This window comes from Sinorhizobium prairiense, assembly GCF_029201645.2.
Lineage (GTDB): Bacteria > Pseudomonadota > Alphaproteobacteria > Rhizobiales > Rhizobiaceae > Sinorhizobium > Sinorhizobium meliloti_A.
Genome location: NZ_CP104133.1, coordinates 726,019 through 743,837, shown reverse-complemented (window position 1 = coordinate 743,837; position 17,819 = coordinate 726,019). Strand labels below are relative to the sequence as shown.

Here is a 17,819-nt window from a genome sequence, read left to right as displayed (position 1 = left end):
AATGCTGATGCCGGATGCTCCATCGAACACCGAAAGCCTGCCGACTTCGGTCGACCTCGCTGAGGAATACCAAGCCTCCGGCGTCGCCGAGATCCTTGACGAACTGGACCGGGAACTCGTGGGCTTGAAACCCGTGAAGCAGCGTATCCGCGAGACGGCGGCGCTGCTTCTCGTCGAGCGGGCGCGCCGTGCAATGGGCCTCAGCCATGAGCCGCCGTCGCTGCATATGAGCTTCACCGGCAATCCCGGCACCGGCAAGACCACGGTGGCGCTGCGCATGGCCAACCTGCTGCACAGGCTCGGCTATATCCGCAAGGGCCATCTGGTCTCGGTGACGCGCGACGACCTGGTCGGGCAATATATCGGCCACACCGCACCCAAGACCAAGGAGATCCTGAAGAAAGCAATGGGGGGCGTGCTTTTCATCGACGAGGCCTATTACCTCTACCGTCCCGACAACGAACGCGATTACGGCCAGGAGGCAATCGAGATCCTGCTGCAGGTGATGGAGAATAATCGCGACGACCTGGTCGTGATCCTCGCCGGCTACGCCGACCGCATGGACCGGTTTTTCGAGAGCAATCCCGGCTTTCGATCCCGGATCGCCCATCACATAGACTTCCCCGATTATGATAACGGGGAGCTTCTATCGATCGCCGAGAGCATGCTCAGCCGGCAGGGGTACCGCTTCGACAGCAAGGCGTCTGCGGTGATGAGCGACTACATCGCGCGCCGCCGGCGACAGCCGCATTTCGCCAATGCGCGCTCCATCCGAAATGCGCTCGACCGGGCCCGGCTGCGGCAGGCGAACCGCCTTTTCGAGGAAAGCGCCGGACCGGTCGATGCCGAACAGCTGTCGACCATCACGGCTCGTGACATCGCCGCGAGCCGGGTGTTCACCACAGTCGAACCCAGTCATACGGAGACATCGCCATGAATGAGAAGACCATCATAGCGCCTTCGGTTCTGTCGGCCGATTTCTCACGGCTCGGCGAAGAGGTCGAGGCCGTGTGCCGGGCCGGTGCGGACTGGATCCATCTCGACGTGATGGACGGCCATTTCGTGCCCAACATCACCTTCGGTCCCCCGGTCATCAAGGCGCTGCGGGACCGCACGGACAAGGTGTTCGACTGCCATCTGATGATCGCACCGCCCACGCCCTATCTCGGCGCCTTCGCCTGTGCCGGCTGCGACATCATCACCGTGCATGCGGAGGCGACGACGCATCTCGATCGCTCGCTGCAGGCCATCCGCGACGTCGGCTGCAAGGCGGGCGTATCGCTCAATCCCTCCACGCCGGAGAGCGTCATCGAATATGTGCTGGACCGGCTGGACCTCGTCCTCCTGATGACGGTCAATCCGGGCTTCGGCGGCCAGGATTTCATTCCGGCCGTGGTCGACAAGGTGCGGCGGGTGAAGGCGATGATCGGCGGCCGTCCGATCCACATAGAGATCGACGGCGGCGTGACGCCGGAGACCGCACCGCTGGTTGCCGCCGCAGGCGCCGATGTGCTGGTTGCCGGCTCGGCGGTATTCAAAGGCGGCAGCGAGGAGCACTACGCCAGGAACATCGCGGCCATCCGCGCCGCCTCCGATGGCGCCATCAGGAAGGCAGCGTGAGCCATGGCCGCTACACCACCCCTTTGTGATTTCGGCTGGCCAGCGATCGACGCCACGCTTCCCGGCGTCGATGGCTTCACCCGCACCATATTCGGCCAGGCCGGCCCGAAAGGGCTGGTCGTTGCCTTCATATGCAATCACTGCCCCTATGTGAAAGCGGTCATCGGCCGGATCGTGCGGGACGCCATCGACCTCAGGGCTCACGGGATCGGCTTCGTGGCTGTTAACTCCAACGACGCCGGCAATTACCCGCAGGACTCGTTCGAAAACATGAAGCGCTTCGCTTCGCAAAACGCCCTGCCCTTTCCCTACCTCCACGACGAGGACCAATCCGTCGCCAAAGCCTACCGCGCCGTCTGCACGCCCGACTTCTTCGGCTTCAACAAGGACATGAAGCTGCAATATCGCGGGCGGCTGGACGCATCGCGCAAGGAGATCGGCCCCGCCGATCTGCGACGCGATCTCTACGAGGCCATGGTCATGGTCGCGCTGTTCGGCAAGGGCCCGGCCGAGCAGCAGCCTTCCATAGGGTGTACCATCAAATGGAAGATTTCGGCTTTTCAGGTTTGATGGAACCGCCCACCATCGCGCCACGCGCCTTCTGACCTGCCCCGATGCAGACAGCCGACCAAAGGCTTGCCGTTTCGTCTTCTCTGACCGCACGAACTCTGGCGAGGAACTGCATCGGTCCCTCCTTTCACCTCATCTTCTGTGCTTGTCACGGAGATCCAGCAACGCCGCGTCTGCGGCGCGCGGGAAGAGTTCATTCAGCCCAAGGACTTGGCTGGCTGGATTCCTGTGACAAGCACAGGAATGAAGGCCGGGATGTGCGGCTCCTCCAATGCGGACGCGAAAACGCCTCAGCCCCCGCCCGTCGAAATGCCTCTGCAATAAGAGGCGACGGGCGGGGTCCGAGGGAGGAGACGGTCGGCTGGTGGAGCGGAGTCCCCAATGTTCAACAGGTCAGGCCGGCAGGGCGCCGGTTTGTTTGGCGATATGCGTGGCGATCGCGTCCATCAGCGGCGGAGACAGACAATCATAGGGCTGCAGGCCGAGTTCGGTCAGCCTTGCGCGTATCTCCGGCATGCTCTCCGGGTTCACACCGCTTTCGATGATCGAAGAAACGAAGGCCGCGAATTCGGGCGGCGACCAGCCCGTTTCGTCGCTGAGTTCGGTATGGACGAAATCGAGGCCGTAGAAGGGATGCTTGGTGTTTTCGATCCGGCCATACATGTGCGTGCCGCAATCGCGGCAGGCGTAACGCTGGATCGTCGCGCTCGGATCGACGACCTGCAGTTTCTCCGCACCTGAGGTGACGTTCACGTTGTCGCGGCCGACGACGGCGATCTGGGCGAAGATCGCACCCTCGGGCTTCCAGCATTTGGTGCAGCCGCAGGCATGATTGTGCGCCGTCTGCGAGCCGATCCGCACGGTTACCGGATTTGTGGCGCATTTGCATTTCAGCGTACCGCCGGCAAAGCCCGGACTGGCAGGCGGAAAGCCGTTGTCGATGGACGGATGTAGCTTGAGCATTGGTTCCTCCTCGGCTTTGAACGTCCTTCGTTCACAAGCAGGATCAGTTGAAATGCGGCTCGCGGCAATATAGCGGAAAGTGTCGGTTTTCGGCGCCGAACACCCCAGCAAGGGCAGGGCTCAGCCTTTCGACCGGAGCATGGCGCGGGCCGGATTATAGCCCCAAAGGGCGGCGAGCATGAACAGGACGAAGCACGCGCCGACCCAGACGAGCGCCGTCAGGTTGAGTTCGCCGTAAAGCGCGAAGCGTATCAGTTCGACCGCGTAGGTGAACGGATTGAGGGCGCAGATGTCGCGCAGCAGCGGCGAACTTTCGGCCATCTTCCAGAGCGGATAAAGTGCCGAGGAAAGGAAGAACATCGGAAAGATCACGAAGTTCATGACGCCGGCAAAGTTCTCGAGTTGCCGGACGGTCGAGGATATCAGCAGGCCGAAGGCACCGAGCATCAATCCGCTGATGAGGAGGGCGGGCAGCACCGCGACATAGCCGACGGGCGGCACGGTGATGCCGGTCAGCGCAGCGATGGCCAGGAACACCGCCACCTGCAGGATGGAGACGATCACACCGGCGAGAAGTTTCGAGAACAGCAGCCACCAGCGCGGCAGGGGCGAGGTCAGCAGGAGGCGCATGGATCCCATCTCCTGGTCATAGACCAGCGCCAGCGACGATTGCATGCCGTTGAAGAGCTGGATCATGCCGCAGAGCCCCGGAAGGATATAGACCTCATAGGTGATATAGGTCTGGTAGGGCGGGATGATCGACACGCCGAGCGCCGCGCGGAAGCCGGCGGCAAAGACGATCAGCCAGACGAGCGGGCGGACGAGTGCCGCCAGAAACCGCCCGCGCTGGCGGACGAAGCGCAGGTTTTCGCGGGTGACGATTGCGCAAAGCGCGACCAGCCATGCCTTCATGCCGAAACCTCCCGGTTCTCGGCCGTCATCGACAGGAACGCCTTGGCGAGCCCCTGCCCGCCCGCAAGTTCCGCGGCGGTGCCGTCGCTCAGCACCTTGCCGCGATGCAGAACGACGACCTGATCCTCCGGCCGGATCTCGTCGACCAGATGCGTCGCCCAGAGAACCGCAAGGCCGCTCGCGGCAAGCAGATGCACATGATCGGTGATCGCCTGCCGGGAGGCAGCGTCCAGTCCGACGGTCGGCTCGTCGAGCAGCAATATCTGCGGCTTGTGGATCAAGGCCCGCGCGATCTCCATGCGCCGCCGGTGACCGCCGTTGAGCGCACGCACCTGCTCGTCGGCCCGCTCGGCCATGCCGAGCTGTGTCAGCGCCGCTTCGATCGCCACAGCGGCCTGCCGCCCCGACAAACCATGAAGCCCGGCGAAATAGCGCAGGTTTCGGCGCACCGACATGTCGAGATCGAGCGTAGGTTGCTGGAACACCACTCCGATGCGCGCGAGCGCCGCACGCGGCTCGCGCGCAATGTCGAAGCCGGCCACGCCGATCGTGCCGGCCCTTGTCGCGAGCAGCCGCGTCAGAAGAGCGAACAGCGTCGATTTGCCGGCGCCGTTCGGCCCGAGCAGCGCGCAGAACCGACCGGTCGTGACGGAGAAGCTGACATCGTCCAGCGCCCGTGATTTTCCGTAGCTGTAGCTGACATGGCTGATGTCGAGCCCGATCATGATGCCCTTCCCGGCGCGGCCGCAAACTCTTCTATAATCGTCGCCGGTTTCCCGGCAAGGCGGAGGCAGCGCCGGGCAAGCCGCCGCGCCTCGGCTTCCGAATGGGTCACGAGAATGACGGCAGGTGCGGTTTCCGCGATCAGCGCCTCGGTCAGGGCCAGCATGTCCTCGGCCATCGCAGGATCGAGCGACACATAGGGCTCGTCCAGGACGAGAAGCTCCGGCCGACCGGCAAAGGCCCGCGCCAGCGCCAGCCGCCGCTGCTGGCCGAGCGATAGCTGGCCGGGAAAGAGCGCGGCCCTGTCGGCGATGCCGGTCCGCTCCAGCGCTGAGAGTGCAGCTTGCATCCCGAGTTGCGGATGCACCAATGTCAGGTTCTCGATGACGCTTCTCCACGGCAGAAGAACAGGCTCCTGAAAAACCATGGCAATATTTTCCGGCCGGGTGATCTCGCCGTCGAAAGCGGTGTCGATGCCGGCGACGAGCCGAAGCAGCGTCGATTTGCCGATGCCCGACGGACCGAGGATGGCGACCGTCTCGCCGATCTCCATCTCGAAGCGGATGTCGCGCAGGACCTCCTCTTCGCCGAATGCCTTTCGTCTGACATCGATCCTGATCACGCCGTCCTCCAGCGCCGCACCCGGCGTTCGGCCGGCTGCAGGAAGAAAGCCTCCACCAGCAGCATCACGCCGATGAAGGAAAGCGCATAGACCAGCACCATGGCAACGTTGAAAAGCTGGAAATAGAAATGGATCTGGAACCCTGATCCCGCTGGAGCGGCCGAGAAACTCGACCACCAGCACGATCTTCCATATCACCGCAATGCCGGATCGGGCGGCAGCGGCAATGAAAGGCGCAAGCTGCGGCATGATCACGTGTCGCAGCCGCGCCAGCGGACGCATGCGGTAAACCGCCGCCATGGAGTCGAGATCCGGGTCAAGCGCCCGCGCGCCCTCGCGCAGAAGCGTTGCGACATTGGGGATCTTGTTGAGCACCACCGCGGTGATGGCGGCCGTCTCGTTGAGACCGATCCAGATGTAGCACAACACGATGAGCACCAGTGCCGGCAGATTGAGAAACACGACGAGCCATGGGTCGAGCCATCGATCGACCGCGGCAACGCGCCCCATCAGAAAGCCGATCGCCACGCCGATCACCATGGCCGGCACGAATGCGCAGATCACGCGCCAGAGCGTCATGCCCAGGTGATAGGGCAAGGCGCCGGAACTGACCGCTTGCACGAAGGGTGCCCAGAGCGTCCAGGGCTGGGGCAGGACCGACGCGTCATCCGTGAAGCCGGCGGCCGCTATCCACAAGAGCAACAGCAGCCCCAGCGACAATGCGCGCACCAAGGCAGGATGTTGCAGCGTTCTATTCAAGGTGCAGGAACAATCCACTGGGCAGGCTTGTCGCCTTGCCGACGAGCTCTTCTCCACCAAGTTCCGCCATCAGCCGCAGAAAACGGTCGGCGGCCGCCTCGTCGATCGGCTTGCCGCTTGGAATGCCGGCGCGATAGCCATCGCGTAGCGCAATGAATTCAGCGTCGTCGGCCGCATTCATCTTGTCCCGCAATTCCTCCCACACCTCGTCGTTCTCGCGCAGCAGATCCTTGGCTGCGCGCGAGGCCTTGTAAAGCCCCTTCACGATTTCCGGATGGGTCGCGGCATATTCGCCCTTCAACACGTAGCCGAGGAGCGGCGTATCGGGATCGAGCTTGAGCGCCGCCGCCGCATCCGAGACGGAGACCAGTTCATGCATGCCCTTGGCCCTCATCTTCGCGAGGAAGTGCCAGAAATTGATGGTACCCGCCGTCTCGCCGGAAAGCGCCGACTTGAAGATCAATGGCGGAGCGCCGAACACCTGCTCGGTTTCGGCTGCGAGATCCATGCCATGCTGCTGCTTGGCATAGGCGCGCAGGATCAGCCAGCTCTTGTCGAGCGGACCTCCGGCAATGCCGATCTTCTCGCCGGCAAGGTCCGGCAGCGCCTTGATGCCGCTTTCATCCTTGACCATCAGGCCGCCGACCGCGCGCGAATAGGGGATGAAGACATAATCCTTGCCGGAGGCACGCTGGTTGGCCACCCAGATCCAGTCGGCCACCATCGTGTCGGCCTCGCCGCCCTCGAAGGCGACGCGCGTCGCGCCGTTGTCCGCATAGTCCTGCACGGCCAGTTCGAAGCCGTTCTTGCGGTCGAATTCGTGGGTCTTGATGGTCGAGATTTCCCAGTTGACGGTTCCCGATGCCAGCATGGCCGCCCGCAATTGCGGCAACTCGTCGGCCGAGGCCGCAGCCGGTCCGAATGCGAACAGGCAAGCGGCCATGAACAGTCGAATAACTTTCATCTCTTCCTCCCCGGAACCGCCGCCTTCGGGCACCCTGTCCCGCGGACTTTCTCGGGCACCGTTTCACTGTATGGAAATCGATACTTTCTGGCTGTCGCCGGAGGATTCCGGAATCTTCACTTCGTAGCTGCCCGGCTTGACGGCGATGAAAGACAGCGTTGCAGTCCCGGCCTCGTCGAATTCCAGGCTGTCGATCGCCATGGGGCGCACCTCGATGCCGTTGACGACGATCTCGTTCATCCAGATCGCACGGAAGAACGGCGCACCGGTGATCGCCAGCTCCGCCGATCCGTCCGCCGTGATCTGCATTTCGTAGTATGCGCCTGACTGGAGCGTAATGGCACCCTTGCCGAGCGGCTTTCCGGACGCAAGCGTGATCTCGATCGGCTCTCCCCGATTGCATTTGGCCAGCAGCCCGGCAAAGCCGAGGTCGCTGCAAAGCGGCGCGGCAACGGCCGGACTCGCCAGAAAGAGCGCGGCGAGCGCCGCAACAACCGATTTATGCACGATGAATCCTCCCCATTGGTATTTGCCCATTGCTCCGCTTCAATCCGGCGCGACTACGACGCCCCAGGGCTGCTCGCCCACCTGAACCGAGCGGATCACCTTTTCCGCCTTCACGTCGATTATGCTGATGTCATTGGAATTGCCATTGGTGGTGATCAGGAATTCCTCGCCCGGCGTGAATGCCATCTGCCAGACCCGCTGCCCGACGAGCAGATAGTCGAGCACTTCGTCCGTCGCTCCGTCGATCACTGCAACCCGGTTTGCGGGTCCAAGCGCCACAAAGATGCGCGAGCCGTCCTTGGTGGCCTTGACGCCGACCGGCTGCAGCCATTCCGGCAGGACGCCCGGGACTTCGAACGTGATCTTCTTGGTGATTTTCGGCTCGGCCGCCGACACGTCGATCACCGAAACGGTACCCCCGATCTCGGCGCTGACGTAGAGCTTCTTGCCGTCTGCCGTGAACTCCGCATAACGCGGCCTCTGATCCACCAGCACGTTGTGCACGATCTTGTAGGTCGAGGCGTCGATGAAATGCGCCATATTGGTGGTTTCGGACGTATTGATGATCGTCTTGGCATCCGGGCTGACCGCGACGCCTTCCGGCTCGACCCCGACCGGCACCTCAGCCAGTACCTGGTGCGCCTTGACATCCACGACGGTCACGAGATTGTCGTCCTCATTGGCGATGTAGAGCGGATTGCCGGAAGGATCGAGGGCGAAAAGTTCCGGATCCGGACCCGACGGCAGCGTGTGCAGTTCCCTATAGGTCTCGGGATCGAAGACCCTGACGGTGTCGTCATCCGACGCGCAGACGTAAAGTTCCTTGCCGTCCGGACTGATGGTGATGCCGCGCGGCCTGTTTCCGGCCGGGAACGTGGCGATCACTTCCCAGCTTTCACTGTCGAGCACGGTTATGTTGTTACCGCGCTCGTTGCTCACGAAGACCTTGTTGGCCTCGGCCGAACCGGCAGACAACAGAACGGCGGACACAATCGCCAGTGCGGGTCTGAGCATCTTATCCTCCAAATGCGTGACAGGCTGTCTCGGGCGCATCGATGCCCAGCGTGTCGAGCGGCGAATGCTGGTGCAGGTAGCCGTCCTGCGGCGATACGGAAACGGTCACCCGGCCCTCGGTCAAAAGGACCGGCTGCCGCAACTGCCCGTTCCAGGTGCGGAAGGTCAATTTCTGGCCCTTGAACGCAGCCAGTTCGAAATCCTTGGAAAGGGCGTAGGCCCGCACGCTCCCCGGGTCGGCCTTGCCGGACCGCGTCACCGCCTCTCCGATCACGCGCATTGCAAGCCATGCCTGGTAATCTTCCTCGCGCATGTAGCGGCCGGTGAGTTTTTCGAAGCGGCGCTGGAACTGGGTCGCACCCCAGGCCTCGTGGGCGGGATGCCAGGAGACCGGACGCAGGCCCGCAGAGCCCGCGACCGGCCTCGGATCCCAGCTGTGATAGGGCAGATAGGGCGCGAAAACGCCAGCCTCGTCGGCCGCGACGATCACGTCATATTCCTCGGCCTCCTGGGTGAAGATGGGAATCTGCTTTTGCACCAAGACATGACCGGTATCCGTGCGCCGGCTGCCGCCGGTGTCGACGAACTCCCGCTCCTCGACGATCTCAGCACCGAACTTGGCGGCCGATTTGCGGTAGCTGTCGGCAAGCAGCTTGTCTTCGGGATGCGAGCCGTGGATCAGCAGGATACGCGGCCATTTCTTCCACATGAGAAACTGAACGATGCTGTCGCTGAGCATCGAACGGCTCGGCGAGACGTGCAGCACATTGGCCCGGCAATCGGCATCGCGCAGCCCGTCGTCGCGAGCGCCCGCATTGAAAAGCAGCACGTCCGGCCCGGATTTGTCGGAGAGCGCCTTCAGTACGTCGCCTTCTGCGATCACCGCGATGAGGCCGATGCCTTCCGCCTTCAGCCCATCGAGCGCCGCCTCCGCCTCTTCCGGCGCAACCGCCTGCGTTTTCACGGTGTAGTCCATGCCGGTGAAGGCGCCGGTGGTCCGGTTGTCCTCGTTGCCAAGCATGGCGCCGGCAAAGCCCAGATCGGCGGGCGGCGCATCGAGCCGCGAGATCGGCGGACCGACGACACGATCGATCCGCAGCACAGCCGTCTTCACCTCCGCCGCCTGCACGGGAGACGTAACAAACACCGTCACCCAGAAAACGACATGCAAAAGCGATGGGTTAGGCATTGCCGGAACGACCTCCCAATCTCCCTGACACTCCCTCGGAGATGGAGACTAACAGCGCAGTAGGTGTGGCAAAACCGATACTTAAGGAGCGTAGTTTAGCGACATGCGTGTGCTAGGCTGGATGTCATGCGGCACATCCTGACAGTCGTTGTCTCGATCCTTGTTCTGGCCCTGTCGCCGGCGCTCGCTCGTGCTGCGCTGGACAAGCCGCTGGCGCCGGGCGCCAAGGTCGCATTCCTCGGCATGACATTCATCGATCTGTCGACGGAGGGGGCCTATAACGGAGTGCGCGCCGACGAGACCGCGCGGCTCGAGCTCATGGAAAACGCGGCGCGCGACCGCTTCGTTCAGGAAGGCTTCGTCATTCTCACGAACGAGCCAGTGGCAGCCGAACTCGCCAGCACGGTCAATCCGGCCGACTGCAACGGCTGCGACCTGAGTATGGGCAAGCGACTTGGCGCCGACTATGTGCTGGTCGGCGAAGTGCGTAAGATCTCCAACCTTATCCTATCGGTGGAGCTCGTACTGCGCGACGTGAACTCCGGCGAGATGCTGCGCGGCCTTGCCGTCGACATCCGCTCGAACACCGATGACAGCTGGCTGCGCGGCATCCGCTACATCCTGAAAAACCACTTCTTCAAATCCTGAAGGATGCCCGATTAAGGCTTTTTTGAGATTCGGGATACCCGCCGCCTGTTTGAGCGCTCGTCACAGGGATGACGCGAAGAGGAGAGATTGCAGTCCTCCGATACGTTCCCTCGTTTCACCGGCCGCCGGGCTCCGGCTCGATGCGCTCCGTGGGGTAGCCGGCCGCCGTCCAACCATCGGTGCCCTGCGGATACCAGAAGACGTGGGTGTAGCCGTATTCGAGGGCGCGCTTTCCGGCATTCCAGGACATCCAGCAGCCGTCGAGGCAAAAGAACAGCACCGGCCGGCTTTTGTCGCCACCGGTCGCCTTTTCCAGGCCGGCGCGAAAATAGGCGTGCATGACGTCGGCCAGCCGGCCATAGCCGACATTCGGGAGCCATAAGGCAGATGGAATGGACAGCCGCGGCTTCTCGTTCCAGACCGTTCCCTCGGGCAGGTTGGCGGGCTTCGGCGGCTGCGGCAGGACGTCGATGAAGGCCACCTGACCGGTTTTCCACAAGGCATGGGCGGCTTCGGTCGACACGACGGTCGCGCCGGAAAGCGTCGCCGGCACCTCGGCGCGGTATTCGCTCTCCCGGTAGCCCGCAGGCTCCTCGGCCGCCGCCGCCGGGAAGGCGGCAAACAAGAGCAGGACCAGCGAATGGAGCCACTGGCGGGTCATTGCTGTGCCTCGAGCGGGCCGGTTCCCATGTCGTTCAGGAGCGGCACGCCGGCCTCGGCGAGAATCGCGTTGATCTCGGACTGATTGCGACGAATGAGGGAATTGAGCTTGCGCTCCCAGACCTTCTCGCCTTGCCGCACGCCCATGGTGATGCGGTAGAAGAGCCTTGGCGGGGTGGTCTCCGACAGGAGCGGGGTCGCCTTCAGCTTCGGGTGGCTTGCCTTGACGAGCGGCCCGCCGATCGGCCCCCAGAGGATGGCTGCGTCGAGGGCGCCGGATTCCAGGTCGGCGAGCATGTCGTCGGCCGGATCCTCATAGCGCCGGTCGACCATCAGATGATATCCCTTCGCCTTGGGCAGCAGTCCGTTTCTCGCCATATGGGTCGCCGGCGGCGTTCCCGCGACGATGCCGATCCGCTTGTCCTTGAGAAGAGGGTCGGCAAGCGTCGTGACGCCGCCCAGCAGACCTTCCGAGGCAACGATCAGCACATAGGACGAGGTATAATAATGGTTGGTGTTCAGGACCAGCTCGTCGCCCTGGGCGAAACCGATGACCACATCGCAGGCATTGGCCTGCAGGGTCTTGCGCACGAAGCCGGTCGCCATCGGAAACCAGGTGTACTCCACCGGCAACCCGAGCTTGGACGCCATCAGCTCGGCGATCCTGTTCTCGTATCCCTTACCCGACCGATCGGACATCGGCAGATTGGCCGGATCGGCACAGACCCGAAAAGCCGTCTTCGACACCAGGTCCGATGTCTGCGCTACCGCCGGCTGAGAGCCGGCGGCCGCCAGCAACAGAGCGCCGGCGCCTGCCAGAAGGCTACTCGTGACCGAGACAAGCCGTTTCAGCTTCCTTGATCGCATCGGATTTCGCTTCCTTCTTGGCCGGACGTCCGCGCGGCAGCGCATCGGCTCCGCGCGCTTTCAGATAGACGTAGATGTCGTCGAGATAACACATCACGTTGACGTTCTCGCCGAAGGCAGGCATCACCGAGTTCTCGGCAGCGTTCACCTTCTTGCGCCCGTTCGTGACGACATCGACGAAATCGTAGTAGTCCATGTTTATCGCGGAGGTCTTCAAGGCCGGCGCATAGCTCGACCCCTCGCCCTCCGGGCCATGACAGACGTGACATTCCGAGTGATAGCGGCGAAAGCCCGAATAGGTGAGCCAGTCGACCGTGCCGTCCTCGGCGATCTTGAAAGTGGGAACGTCGTCGGCGGTGTAGTAGCGCCCGTTTTCGTCGCGCACAGCGGTGATGTTGTCCTTTGGCGCATCTTCTGCGCCTGCGGCGCTCGCCATAAACGTCAAAAAGGCGAGGATCATCGGTACGGCTGGTCTTGATCTGGTCATCTTGCGTCCTTTTGGGGGCTGATATGAGTTGGCGCGGGCTTGTGAGCCCGCGCCAACTCCCGGGCGAAGATTGCCTCTTATTCCGGCAGCTTGAACACGGTAAGCGTGCCGCCGAGTGCGGTGTAGTTGCTGAGGGCCGAGTAGCCGCCGACGGCTCCGAGACCTTCAGTCGGGTTGGTCAGGCCCGCTGCCAGACCGATACCGGCCCAGCCGCCGACACCCGAAAGCACGGCCACGTACTGCTTGCCGTCACGGGCATAGGTCATCACGTTGCCGATCACCCCGGAAGGTGTCTTGAAGCGATAGAGCTCCTTGCCGGTTGCCGCGTCGATCGCCTTCAGATAACCCTCGAGCGTTCCGTAGAAGACCACGTCGCCGGCTGTTGCCAGAGCGCCGGACCAGACCGAGAACGGCTCCGGCAGAGACCACTTGATCTTGCCTTCCTTGTTGTCCCAGGCAATGAAATTGCCCATGCCGCCGTGGCTGTCCTTCGGCGGGTACATCGACAGCGTGGCCCCGACATAGGGCTGGCCGGCGGTGTAGCTTACCCGGAACGGCTCGTAGTCCATGCAGACGTGGTTGGTCGGCACGTAGAACAGCTCGGTCTTCGGCGAATAGGCCGCAGGCTGCTGGTCCTTGGTGCCGAGTGCCGCCGGGCATACGCCGGTGGTGTTGGTGTCTTCGCCGTTTTGCTCCGTCGAATACTGTGCCACGACCTGAGGCCGACCGTATTTGTCGGACTTCGGATCCATGACCACTTCAGTCGCCCAGTTGACCGTGGGATCGTACTTCTCGGCCACGAGCAGCTCGCCGGTGACGCGGTCCATCGTATAGCCGAAGCCGTTCCGGTCGAAGTGGGTCAGCAGCTTGCGGTCCTTGCCGTCGATCTGCTGTTCGGTCAGGATCATCTCGTTGACGCCATCATAGTCCCATTCGTCATGGGGCGTCATCTGATAGAGCCATTTCGCCATGCCGGTATCGACATCACGCGCAAAGATGGTCATCGACCACCGATTGTCGCCCGGCCGCTGGGTCGGGTTCCAGGTCGAAGGGTTACCGGATCCGTAATATACCAGATTTTCTTCCGGATCGTAGGAGTACCAGCCCCAGGTCGTGCCGCCGCCGATCTTCCACTGATCGCCTTCCCAGGTGGTGAGGCCGGAATCCTTGCCGACCGGCTTGCCCAGATGGGTGGTCTTTTCAGGATCGATCAGCGTATCGCTGTCGGGCCCCATGGAGTAACCGCGCCACAGGAGTTTCCCGTCTGCCATCGAATAGGCCGTCACGTGACCGCGGACGCCGAACTCGCCGCCGGATATGCCGACGAGAATCTTGTCCTTCACCGGCATGACGGTGGCGGTATTCGTCTCGCCCTTGGTGGCATCGCCGTTCTTGACGCTCCAGATGACCTTGCCGGTCTTGGCGTCGAGTGCCACGACCGTCGTATCGGCCTGATGCAGGAAGATCTTGTTATCCGCATAGGCCACGCCGCGATTGACGGTGTCGCAACACATCACCGGGATCACGTTCGGATCCTGCTTCGGCTCGTATTTCCAGACGATCTGGCCGTCCTTGCTGAGATCCAACGCGTAGACCGTGTTCGGGAACGGCGTATGGACGTACATCAGGTCGCCGATGACGAGCGGCGAACCTTCGTGACCACGCAGAACGCCGGTCGAGAAGGTCCAGGCAACCTGAAGTTTGCCTACGTTGTCCTTGTTGATCTGGTCGAGCTTGGAGTAGCGCAGGTTGGCATAGTCGCCGGTCTGGATAGCCCATTGATTGGGGTCATCGATGAGCTTCTGCAAATCATCGTTGGCGAAAGCGACCTGTGCACCGCCGCCTATCGACAAAATGGCAAGCATTGTAAGAAGTCGTTTCATTTCATCCTCCTCTTGGGTGCTGCCGATAGGGCCGTTGAACCCGCTCGCTCCGGGAAAACCTCGCGGTCTCCTCATCTCCCGGTATCGGCTTGCGACTCTGCCCCTGCTGCTGGAGAAAACTCCGTCTGCTTCAGGGGTAACTTGCTTCTGTCCTTGTTTTCGCTTCCTCCTCTTCGGTCAGGGAAAGGTTGCCAGATATGCGATTATATCGGCGCGCTCCTGATCCTTGCGCAGACCCGCAAAGGTCATCTTGGTGCCGGGTAGGAAGCCCTTCGGACTGGTCAGAAACTCAGCGATCTTCTCCGGCGTCCAGGTAAGCCCTGCCTCGGCCGCCTTGCTCATTGCCGGCGAGTAGGCGTAGCCTTCGGCTTTGCCGGCCGACCGGCCGATTATCCCGTTCAGCAAGGGTCCGGTCTTCGACTTGGCATCCGGACCGACGGCATGACAGGCCTGACACTTGCGGAAGACTTTCTCGCCTGCACCGGGATCTCCGACCGAAGGATCCAGAGCAAGAGCCGGCGCAGCAGCGCCAAGAATTCCACCGAACAGGACGAAAGCGGTCAGTCGGGTACCAAGTCTAAAAGCCATTCTTTCCTCTCCCTTACGCGGCGTTCAGCCGCTCTGCATGCCAGCGCACGTGGTCCTCGCCGAAGCTCGCCACGAAGTAGTAGCTGTGATCGTAACCCGCCTGCAGCCGGACGACGCCGGCCTGTCGCCGCTCCGCCAGCAAGCGGGCCATCGCCTCGGGTTGCAGCTCGTCCAGAAACTGATCCGCCGCGCCCTGATCGATCAGGATATCGCCATGCCAGCCGAGCTCGCCCAGAAGCAGGCAGGCGTCATAGCTGCCCCAGTCGGCCTCGTCGTCGCCGAGATACGCGGAGAACTGCTTGCGGCCCCAGTCCGACCGGGTCGGATTGACGATCGGCGCGAAGGCCGAAACGGAGCGGAACAGTTCCGGGTTGCGGAAGGCGATCGTCAGCGCGCCGTGGCCGCCCATCGAATGCCCGGTGATCCCGTTGACGCCGTTCAGCGGCAACTGATCCTGCAGAAGAGCGGGCAATTCGGTGACGATGTAATCATACATGCGATAGTGCGGCGACCAGGGCTTCTGCGTCGCATTGACATAGAAGCCCGCACCCTGACCGAGATCGTAGGCCTCGTCGTCGGCCACGCCCTCGCCGCGCGGCGAGGTGTCGGGGAAAACCAGCGCCAGCCCCTGCTCGGCCGCGTGCCGCTGCAGACCCGCCTTGATCATGGCATTCTCATGCGTGCATGTCAGGCCCGAGAGATACCACAACAGCGGCACCGAACGCGTCCGCGCCTGCGGCGGCATGTAGAGGCCGAATGTCATCTCGACACCGCAAACCTCGGAGGCGTGGCGGTACACGGACTGGGTCCCGCCGAAACATTGGCTTTGCGTTACGAGTTCCATCTTCGCGCTCAATAGAGGACCACGCTCCGAATGCTCTCGCCGGAATGCATGAGCTCGAACCCCTTGTTGATGTCCTCGAGCGGCATGGTGTGGGTGATCATCGGATCGATCTCGATCTTGCCCTCCATGTACCAGTCGACGATCTTCGGCACGTCGGTGCGCCCGCGCGCGCCGCCGAAGGCGGTGCCCATCCAGGTGCGGCCGGTGACGAGCTGGAACGGCCTGGTGGCAATCTCCTGGCCGGCGCCGGCGACGCCGATGATCACCGACTTGCCCCAGCCGCGATGCGAGGCTTCGAGCGCCTGGCGCATGACCTTGGTGTTGCCGGTGCAGTCGAAGGTGTAGTCGGCGCCGCCGATCTGGTCGGCACCGCGCTTCGTCAGGTTGACGAGATAGGGCACGATGTCATCGCCGACCTCCTTCGGATTGACGAAGTGGGTCATGCCGAACTTTTCGCCCAGGGCTTCTTGTCGTTGTTGAGGTCGACGCCGATGATCATGTCGGCGCCGGCAAGGCGAAGCCCCTGGATGACGTTGAGCCCGATGCCGCCGAGACCGAAGACGATGGCGGTGGCGCCGATCTCGACCTTGGCGGTGTTGATCACCGCGCCGATGCCGGTGGTGACGCCGCAGCCGATATAGCAGATCTTGTCGAAGGGGGCGTCCGGATTGACCTTGGCGAGCGCGATCTCCGGCAGCACGGTGAAGTTCGAAAAGGTCGAGCAGCCCATATAGTGGTGGACCTTGTCGCCGTTGATCGAGAACCGCGAGCTGCCGTCCGGCATCAGCCCTTGCCCCTGGGTGGCGCGGATGGCGGTGCAGAGATTGGTCTTGCGGCTGAGGCAGGAGGGGCAGGAGCGGCATTCCGGCGTATAGAGCGGGATGACGTGGTCGCCCTTCTTCACCGAGGTGACGCCGGGGCCGACATCGACGACGATGCCGGCGCCCTCATGACCGAGGATCGCCGGGAACAGCCCCTCCGGATCGGCCCCCGACAGCGTGAAATCGTCGGTATGGCAGATGCCGGTCGCCTTCACCTCGACCAGCACCTCGCCGGCCCGAGGGCCTTCGAGCTCGACTTCGGTCACGACAAGGGGTTTTCCGGCCTGAACGGCCAGAGCAGCGCGAGTGCGCATGGATTCCTCCGGTACTACGTTATGTAAGGGCCCCTTATGAGGGCTTGTACACAGATTACAGACGGGCCAAAGCACAAAGACAATTGCGACCTTAGTGTGTAAAACGCGACCTTTGGCTTCGTCCGCGGTCACCCTATACTGACGCCCGTGAGAACACGGAGACATCAAGAATGAGAGTCGCCTGTCACGCGCTTCGCCGGATGCGCGGTTTGCCGCTCAAGCTGGCGATCGGTCTGGCGCTTTGCCTGACCCAAGCCCCCGGCATCGCAGCAGCAATGGATTTTTCCGATCCCGACTGGCCCTGTATCCAGCGCAAGGTCGAGAACCTGTCGGCGAGCCTGATGTGGCCCGCGCCGGTGACCCGCACGCCTCTTTCGCCCGAAGCAAACGATCTCGTGGAAGCATTATCGCTTCGCCGGGTCAGCCTGGAAGAGGCCGACGCGCATATCAGGGCTTTCGTGGAGCGGAACAAGCAGGTCGACGGTCAACTGCTCGGCAACATCTTCTACGGCGTGTTCGACAATATCGCCGCGACCCGCCAGCGGCTGATCACGGGAATAGCCCGCTATTCCCGCAGCCAGATCGCGCTCTCGTCCCGCATCGAGGGCGCGCGCGTCGAGATGGCGAAGCTTTCGCGGGAGAAAAGCCCCGACTTCGACCGTATCGACAAGCTGGAGGAACAGATCGACTGGGATGAGCGCATTTATCGCGATCGCTCGCAGGCGCTCACCTATGTGTGCGAAACACCGGTGCTTTTGGAAAAACGCGCCTATGCCATTGCACAGATGCTGCTGAAGCATATGCCGGACTGACGCCTGAACGCATCGGATCCGCCCATCGTGCCTCACGAGAAGCGATTCCGCT

At 62.7% G+C, this 17,819-nt stretch carries 20 protein-coding genes and 2 pseudogenes; 5 read left to right on the top strand and 17 right to left on the bottom strand.

Annotation, left to right across the window (positions count from 1 at the left end):
* Position 1: 1 nt before the first annotated feature.
* Genes cbbX through N0Q91_RS26750 form a run of 3 tightly spaced genes read left to right on the top strand, consistent with a single transcriptional unit; the run spans position 2 to position 2,190 of the window.
* On the top strand, positions 2 to 937 hold the full coding sequence (gene cbbX, locus N0Q91_RS26760) for a CbbX protein (protein ID WP_275599653.1): 936 nt from the start codon (positions 2 to 4) through the stop codon (positions 935 to 937).
* Complete coding sequence (rpe, locus tag N0Q91_RS26755; protein ID WP_275599652.1) at positions 934 to 1,620, top strand: ribulose-phosphate 3-epimerase; 687 nt, start codon at positions 934 to 936, stop codon at positions 1,618 to 1,620. Before cbbX ends, rpe begins: the two co-directional genes overlap by 4 nt.
* A 3-nt stretch (positions 1,621 to 1,623) precedes the next feature.
* On the top strand, positions 1,624 to 2,190 hold the full coding sequence (locus N0Q91_RS26750; RefSeq protein ID WP_018098055.1) for a thioredoxin family protein: 567 nt from the start codon (positions 1,624 to 1,626) through the stop codon (positions 2,188 to 2,190).
* Here N0Q91_RS26750 and N0Q91_RS26745 read toward each other — a convergent pair.
* From N0Q91_RS26745 to pedA1, 10 genes and pseudogenes are all read right to left on the bottom strand, one after another.
* On the bottom strand, positions 2,159 to 2,305 hold the full coding sequence (locus N0Q91_RS26745; RefSeq protein WP_275599651.1) for a hypothetical protein: 147 nt from the start codon (positions 2,303 to 2,305) through the stop codon (positions 2,159 to 2,161). The genes N0Q91_RS26750 and N0Q91_RS26745 overlap by 32 nt on opposite strands.
* A gap of 278 nt (positions 2,306 to 2,583) precedes the next feature.
* A complete protein-coding gene (gene gfa, locus N0Q91_RS26740) occupies positions 2,584 to 3,153 on the bottom strand; it encodes an S-(hydroxymethyl)glutathione synthase (protein WP_015008668.1) in 570 nt (189 codons plus the stop codon).
* Between the two features lie 120 nt (positions 3,154 to 3,273).
* Complete coding sequence (gene pedC / locus N0Q91_RS26735) at positions 3,274 to 4,065, bottom strand: lanthanide ABC transporter permease protein PedC (RefSeq protein ID WP_100672554.1); 792 nt, start codon at positions 4,063 to 4,065, stop codon at positions 3,274 to 3,276.
* A complete protein-coding gene (pedB, locus tag N0Q91_RS26730) occupies positions 4,062 to 4,790 on the bottom strand; it encodes a lanthanide ABC transporter ATP-binding protein PedB/LutE (protein ID WP_100672555.1) in 729 nt (242 codons plus the stop codon). Before pedB ends, pedC begins: the two co-directional genes overlap by 4 nt.
* On the bottom strand, positions 4,787 to 5,410 hold the full coding sequence (locus tag N0Q91_RS26725; protein ID WP_275599650.1) for an ABC transporter ATP-binding protein: 624 nt from the start codon (positions 5,408 to 5,410) through the stop codon (positions 4,787 to 4,789). Before N0Q91_RS26725 ends, pedB begins: the two co-directional genes overlap by 4 nt.
* A pseudogene (locus N0Q91_RS26720) lies at positions 5,407 to 6,169 on the bottom strand (ABC transporter permease). The gene N0Q91_RS26725 and the pseudogene N0Q91_RS26720 overlap by 4 nt, the downstream one beginning before the upstream one ends.
* Positions 6,162 to 7,133: an ABC transporter substrate-binding protein gene (locus tag N0Q91_RS26715; RefSeq protein ID WP_275599649.1), complete on the bottom strand. Its 972-nt coding sequence runs from the start codon at positions 7,131 to 7,133 to the stop codon at positions 6,162 to 6,164. Before N0Q91_RS26715 ends, N0Q91_RS26720 begins: the two are co-directional and overlap by 8 nt.
* 63 nt (positions 7,134 to 7,196) lie before the next feature.
* Positions 7,197 to 7,640, bottom strand: a complete 444-nt coding sequence (locus N0Q91_RS26710; RefSeq protein ID WP_275599648.1) for a cupredoxin domain-containing protein — start codon at positions 7,638 to 7,640, stop codon at positions 7,197 to 7,199.
* A 39-nt stretch (positions 7,641 to 7,679) separates the two neighbouring features.
* The gene (locus N0Q91_RS26705; RefSeq protein WP_275599647.1) at positions 7,680 to 8,654 is read right to left on the bottom strand and encodes a YVTN family beta-propeller repeat protein; all 975 of its coding nucleotides are present in this window, start codon (positions 8,652 to 8,654) and stop codon (positions 7,680 to 7,682) included.
* 1 nt (position 8,655) lies between these two features.
* Positions 8,656 to 9,843, bottom strand: a complete 1,188-nt coding sequence (gene pedA1, locus N0Q91_RS26700) for a lanthanide ABC transporter ABC transporter substrate-binding protein PedA1 (protein WP_275599646.1) — start codon at positions 9,841 to 9,843, stop codon at positions 8,656 to 8,658.
* Positions 9,844 to 9,969: 126 nt separating this feature from the next.
* Between pedA1 and N0Q91_RS26695 the strand changes: the two genes are divergently transcribed.
* Complete coding sequence (locus N0Q91_RS26695) at positions 9,970 to 10,491, top strand: DUF3280 domain-containing protein (protein ID WP_275599645.1); 522 nt, start codon at positions 9,970 to 9,972, stop codon at positions 10,489 to 10,491.
* A 115-nt stretch (positions 10,492 to 10,606) separates the two neighbouring features.
* Here N0Q91_RS26695 and N0Q91_RS26690 read toward each other — a convergent pair whose 3' ends face one another.
* From N0Q91_RS26690 to N0Q91_RS26660, 7 genes and pseudogenes are all read right to left on the bottom strand, one after another.
* Positions 10,607 to 11,152: a PQQ-dependent catabolism-associated CXXCW motif protein gene (locus tag N0Q91_RS26690; RefSeq protein WP_100672561.1), complete on the bottom strand. Its 546-nt coding sequence runs from the start codon at positions 11,150 to 11,152 to the stop codon at positions 10,607 to 10,609.
* Positions 11,149 to 12,018 (bottom strand): substrate-binding domain-containing protein, encoded by an 870-nt coding sequence (locus N0Q91_RS26685; RefSeq protein WP_275599644.1) that lies wholly within the window; start codon positions 12,016 to 12,018, stop codon positions 11,149 to 11,151. Before N0Q91_RS26685 ends, N0Q91_RS26690 begins: the two co-directional genes overlap by 4 nt.
* The gene (locus tag N0Q91_RS26680; RefSeq protein WP_010975085.1) at positions 11,975 to 12,505 is read right to left on the bottom strand and encodes a c-type cytochrome, methanol metabolism-related; all 531 of its coding nucleotides are present in this window, start codon (positions 12,503 to 12,505) and stop codon (positions 11,975 to 11,977) included. Before N0Q91_RS26680 ends, N0Q91_RS26685 begins: the two co-directional genes overlap by 44 nt.
* A 77-nt stretch (positions 12,506 to 12,582) precedes the next feature.
* Complete coding sequence (xoxF5, locus tag N0Q91_RS26675; RefSeq protein ID WP_100672564.1) at positions 12,583 to 14,388, bottom strand: lanthanide-dependent methanol dehydrogenase XoxF5; 1,806 nt, start codon at positions 14,386 to 14,388, stop codon at positions 12,583 to 12,585.
* Positions 14,389 to 14,565: 177 nt separating this feature from the next.
* On the bottom strand, positions 14,566 to 14,976 hold the full coding sequence (locus tag N0Q91_RS26670) for a c-type cytochrome (protein ID WP_100672565.1): 411 nt from the start codon (positions 14,974 to 14,976) through the stop codon (positions 14,566 to 14,568).
* A gap of 13 nt (positions 14,977 to 14,989) precedes the next feature.
* On the bottom strand, positions 14,990 to 15,820 hold the full coding sequence (gene fghA, locus N0Q91_RS26665; protein ID WP_018098069.1) for an S-formylglutathione hydrolase: 831 nt from the start codon (positions 15,818 to 15,820) through the stop codon (positions 14,990 to 14,992).
* An 8-nt stretch (positions 15,821 to 15,828) separates the two neighbouring features.
* Positions 15,829 to 16,955 (bottom strand): annotated as a pseudogene (locus N0Q91_RS26660) (S-(hydroxymethyl)glutathione dehydrogenase/class III alcohol dehydrogenase).
* A gap of 170 nt (positions 16,956 to 17,125) precedes the next feature.
* Between N0Q91_RS26660 and N0Q91_RS26655 the strand changes: the two are divergent.
* Positions 17,126 to 17,767 carry a hypothetical protein gene (locus N0Q91_RS26655; protein WP_275599643.1) on the top strand — a complete coding sequence of 214 codons (642 nt, stop codon included), beginning with the start codon at positions 17,126 to 17,128 and terminating at the stop codon, positions 17,765 to 17,767.
* The last annotated feature ends 52 nt before the right edge of the window (positions 17,768 to 17,819 follow it).

What these genes read in the sequence shown, in the direction of transcription:
- xoxF5 (WP_100672564.1), bottom strand. Translation starts at nt 14,388, where the DNA reads ATGAAACGACTTCTTACAATGCTTGCCATTTTGTCGATAGGCGGCGGT.
- N0Q91_RS26690 (WP_100672561.1), bottom strand. Translation starts at nt 11,152, where the DNA reads ATGACCCGCCAGTGGCTCCATTCGCTGGTCCTGCTCTTGTTTGCCGCC.
- N0Q91_RS26705 (WP_275599647.1), bottom strand. Translation starts at nt 8,654, where the DNA reads ATGCTCAGACCCGCACTGGCGATTGTGTCCGCCGTTCTGTTGTCTGCC.
- fghA (WP_018098069.1), bottom strand. Translation starts at nt 15,820, where the DNA reads ATGGAACTCGTAACGCAAAGCCAATGTTTCGGCGGGACCCAGTCCGTG.
- N0Q91_RS26685 (WP_275599644.1), bottom strand. Translation starts at nt 12,018, where the DNA reads ATGCGATCAAGGAAGCTGAAACGGCTTGTCTCGGTCACGAGTAGCCTT.
- cbbX (WP_275599653.1), top strand. Translation starts at nt 2, where the DNA reads ATGCTGATGCCGGATGCTCCATCGAACACCGAAAGCCTGCCGACTTCG.
- N0Q91_RS26715 (WP_275599649.1), bottom strand. Translation starts at nt 7,133, where the DNA reads ATGAAAGTTATTCGACTGTTCATGGCCGCTTGCCTGTTCGCATTCGGA.
- N0Q91_RS26695 (WP_275599645.1), top strand. Translation starts at nt 9,970, where the DNA reads ATGCGGCACATCCTGACAGTCGTTGTCTCGATCCTTGTTCTGGCCCTG.
- pedB (WP_100672555.1), bottom strand. Translation starts at nt 4,790, where the DNA reads ATGATCGGGCTCGACATCAGCCATGTCAGCTACAGCTACGGAAAATCA.
- N0Q91_RS26680 (WP_010975085.1), bottom strand. Translation starts at nt 12,505, where the DNA reads ATGACCAGATCAAGACCAGCCGTACCGATGATCCTCGCCTTTTTGACG.
- rpe (WP_275599652.1), top strand. Translation starts at nt 934, where the DNA reads ATGAATGAGAAGACCATCATAGCGCCTTCGGTTCTGTCGGCCGATTTC.
- gfa (WP_015008668.1), bottom strand. Translation starts at nt 3,153, where the DNA reads ATGCTCAAGCTACATCCGTCCATCGACAACGGCTTTCCGCCTGCCAGT.
- N0Q91_RS26745 (WP_275599651.1), bottom strand. Translation starts at nt 2,305, where the DNA reads ATGCAGTTCCTCGCCAGAGTTCGTGCGGTCAGAGAAGACGAAACGGCA.
- N0Q91_RS26655 (WP_275599643.1), top strand. Translation starts at nt 17,126, where the DNA reads ATGAGAGTCGCCTGTCACGCGCTTCGCCGGATGCGCGGTTTGCCGCTC.
- pedA1 (WP_275599646.1), bottom strand. Translation starts at nt 9,843, where the DNA reads ATGCCTAACCCATCGCTTTTGCATGTCGTTTTCTGGGTGACGGTGTTT.
- N0Q91_RS26750 (WP_018098055.1), top strand. Translation starts at nt 1,624, where the DNA reads ATGGCCGCTACACCACCCCTTTGTGATTTCGGCTGGCCAGCGATCGAC.
- N0Q91_RS26670 (WP_100672565.1), bottom strand. Translation starts at nt 14,976, where the DNA reads ATGGCTTTTAGACTTGGTACCCGACTGACCGCTTTCGTCCTGTTCGGT.
- pedC (WP_100672554.1), bottom strand. Translation starts at nt 4,065, where the DNA reads ATGAAGGCATGGCTGGTCGCGCTTTGCGCAATCGTCACCCGCGAAAAC.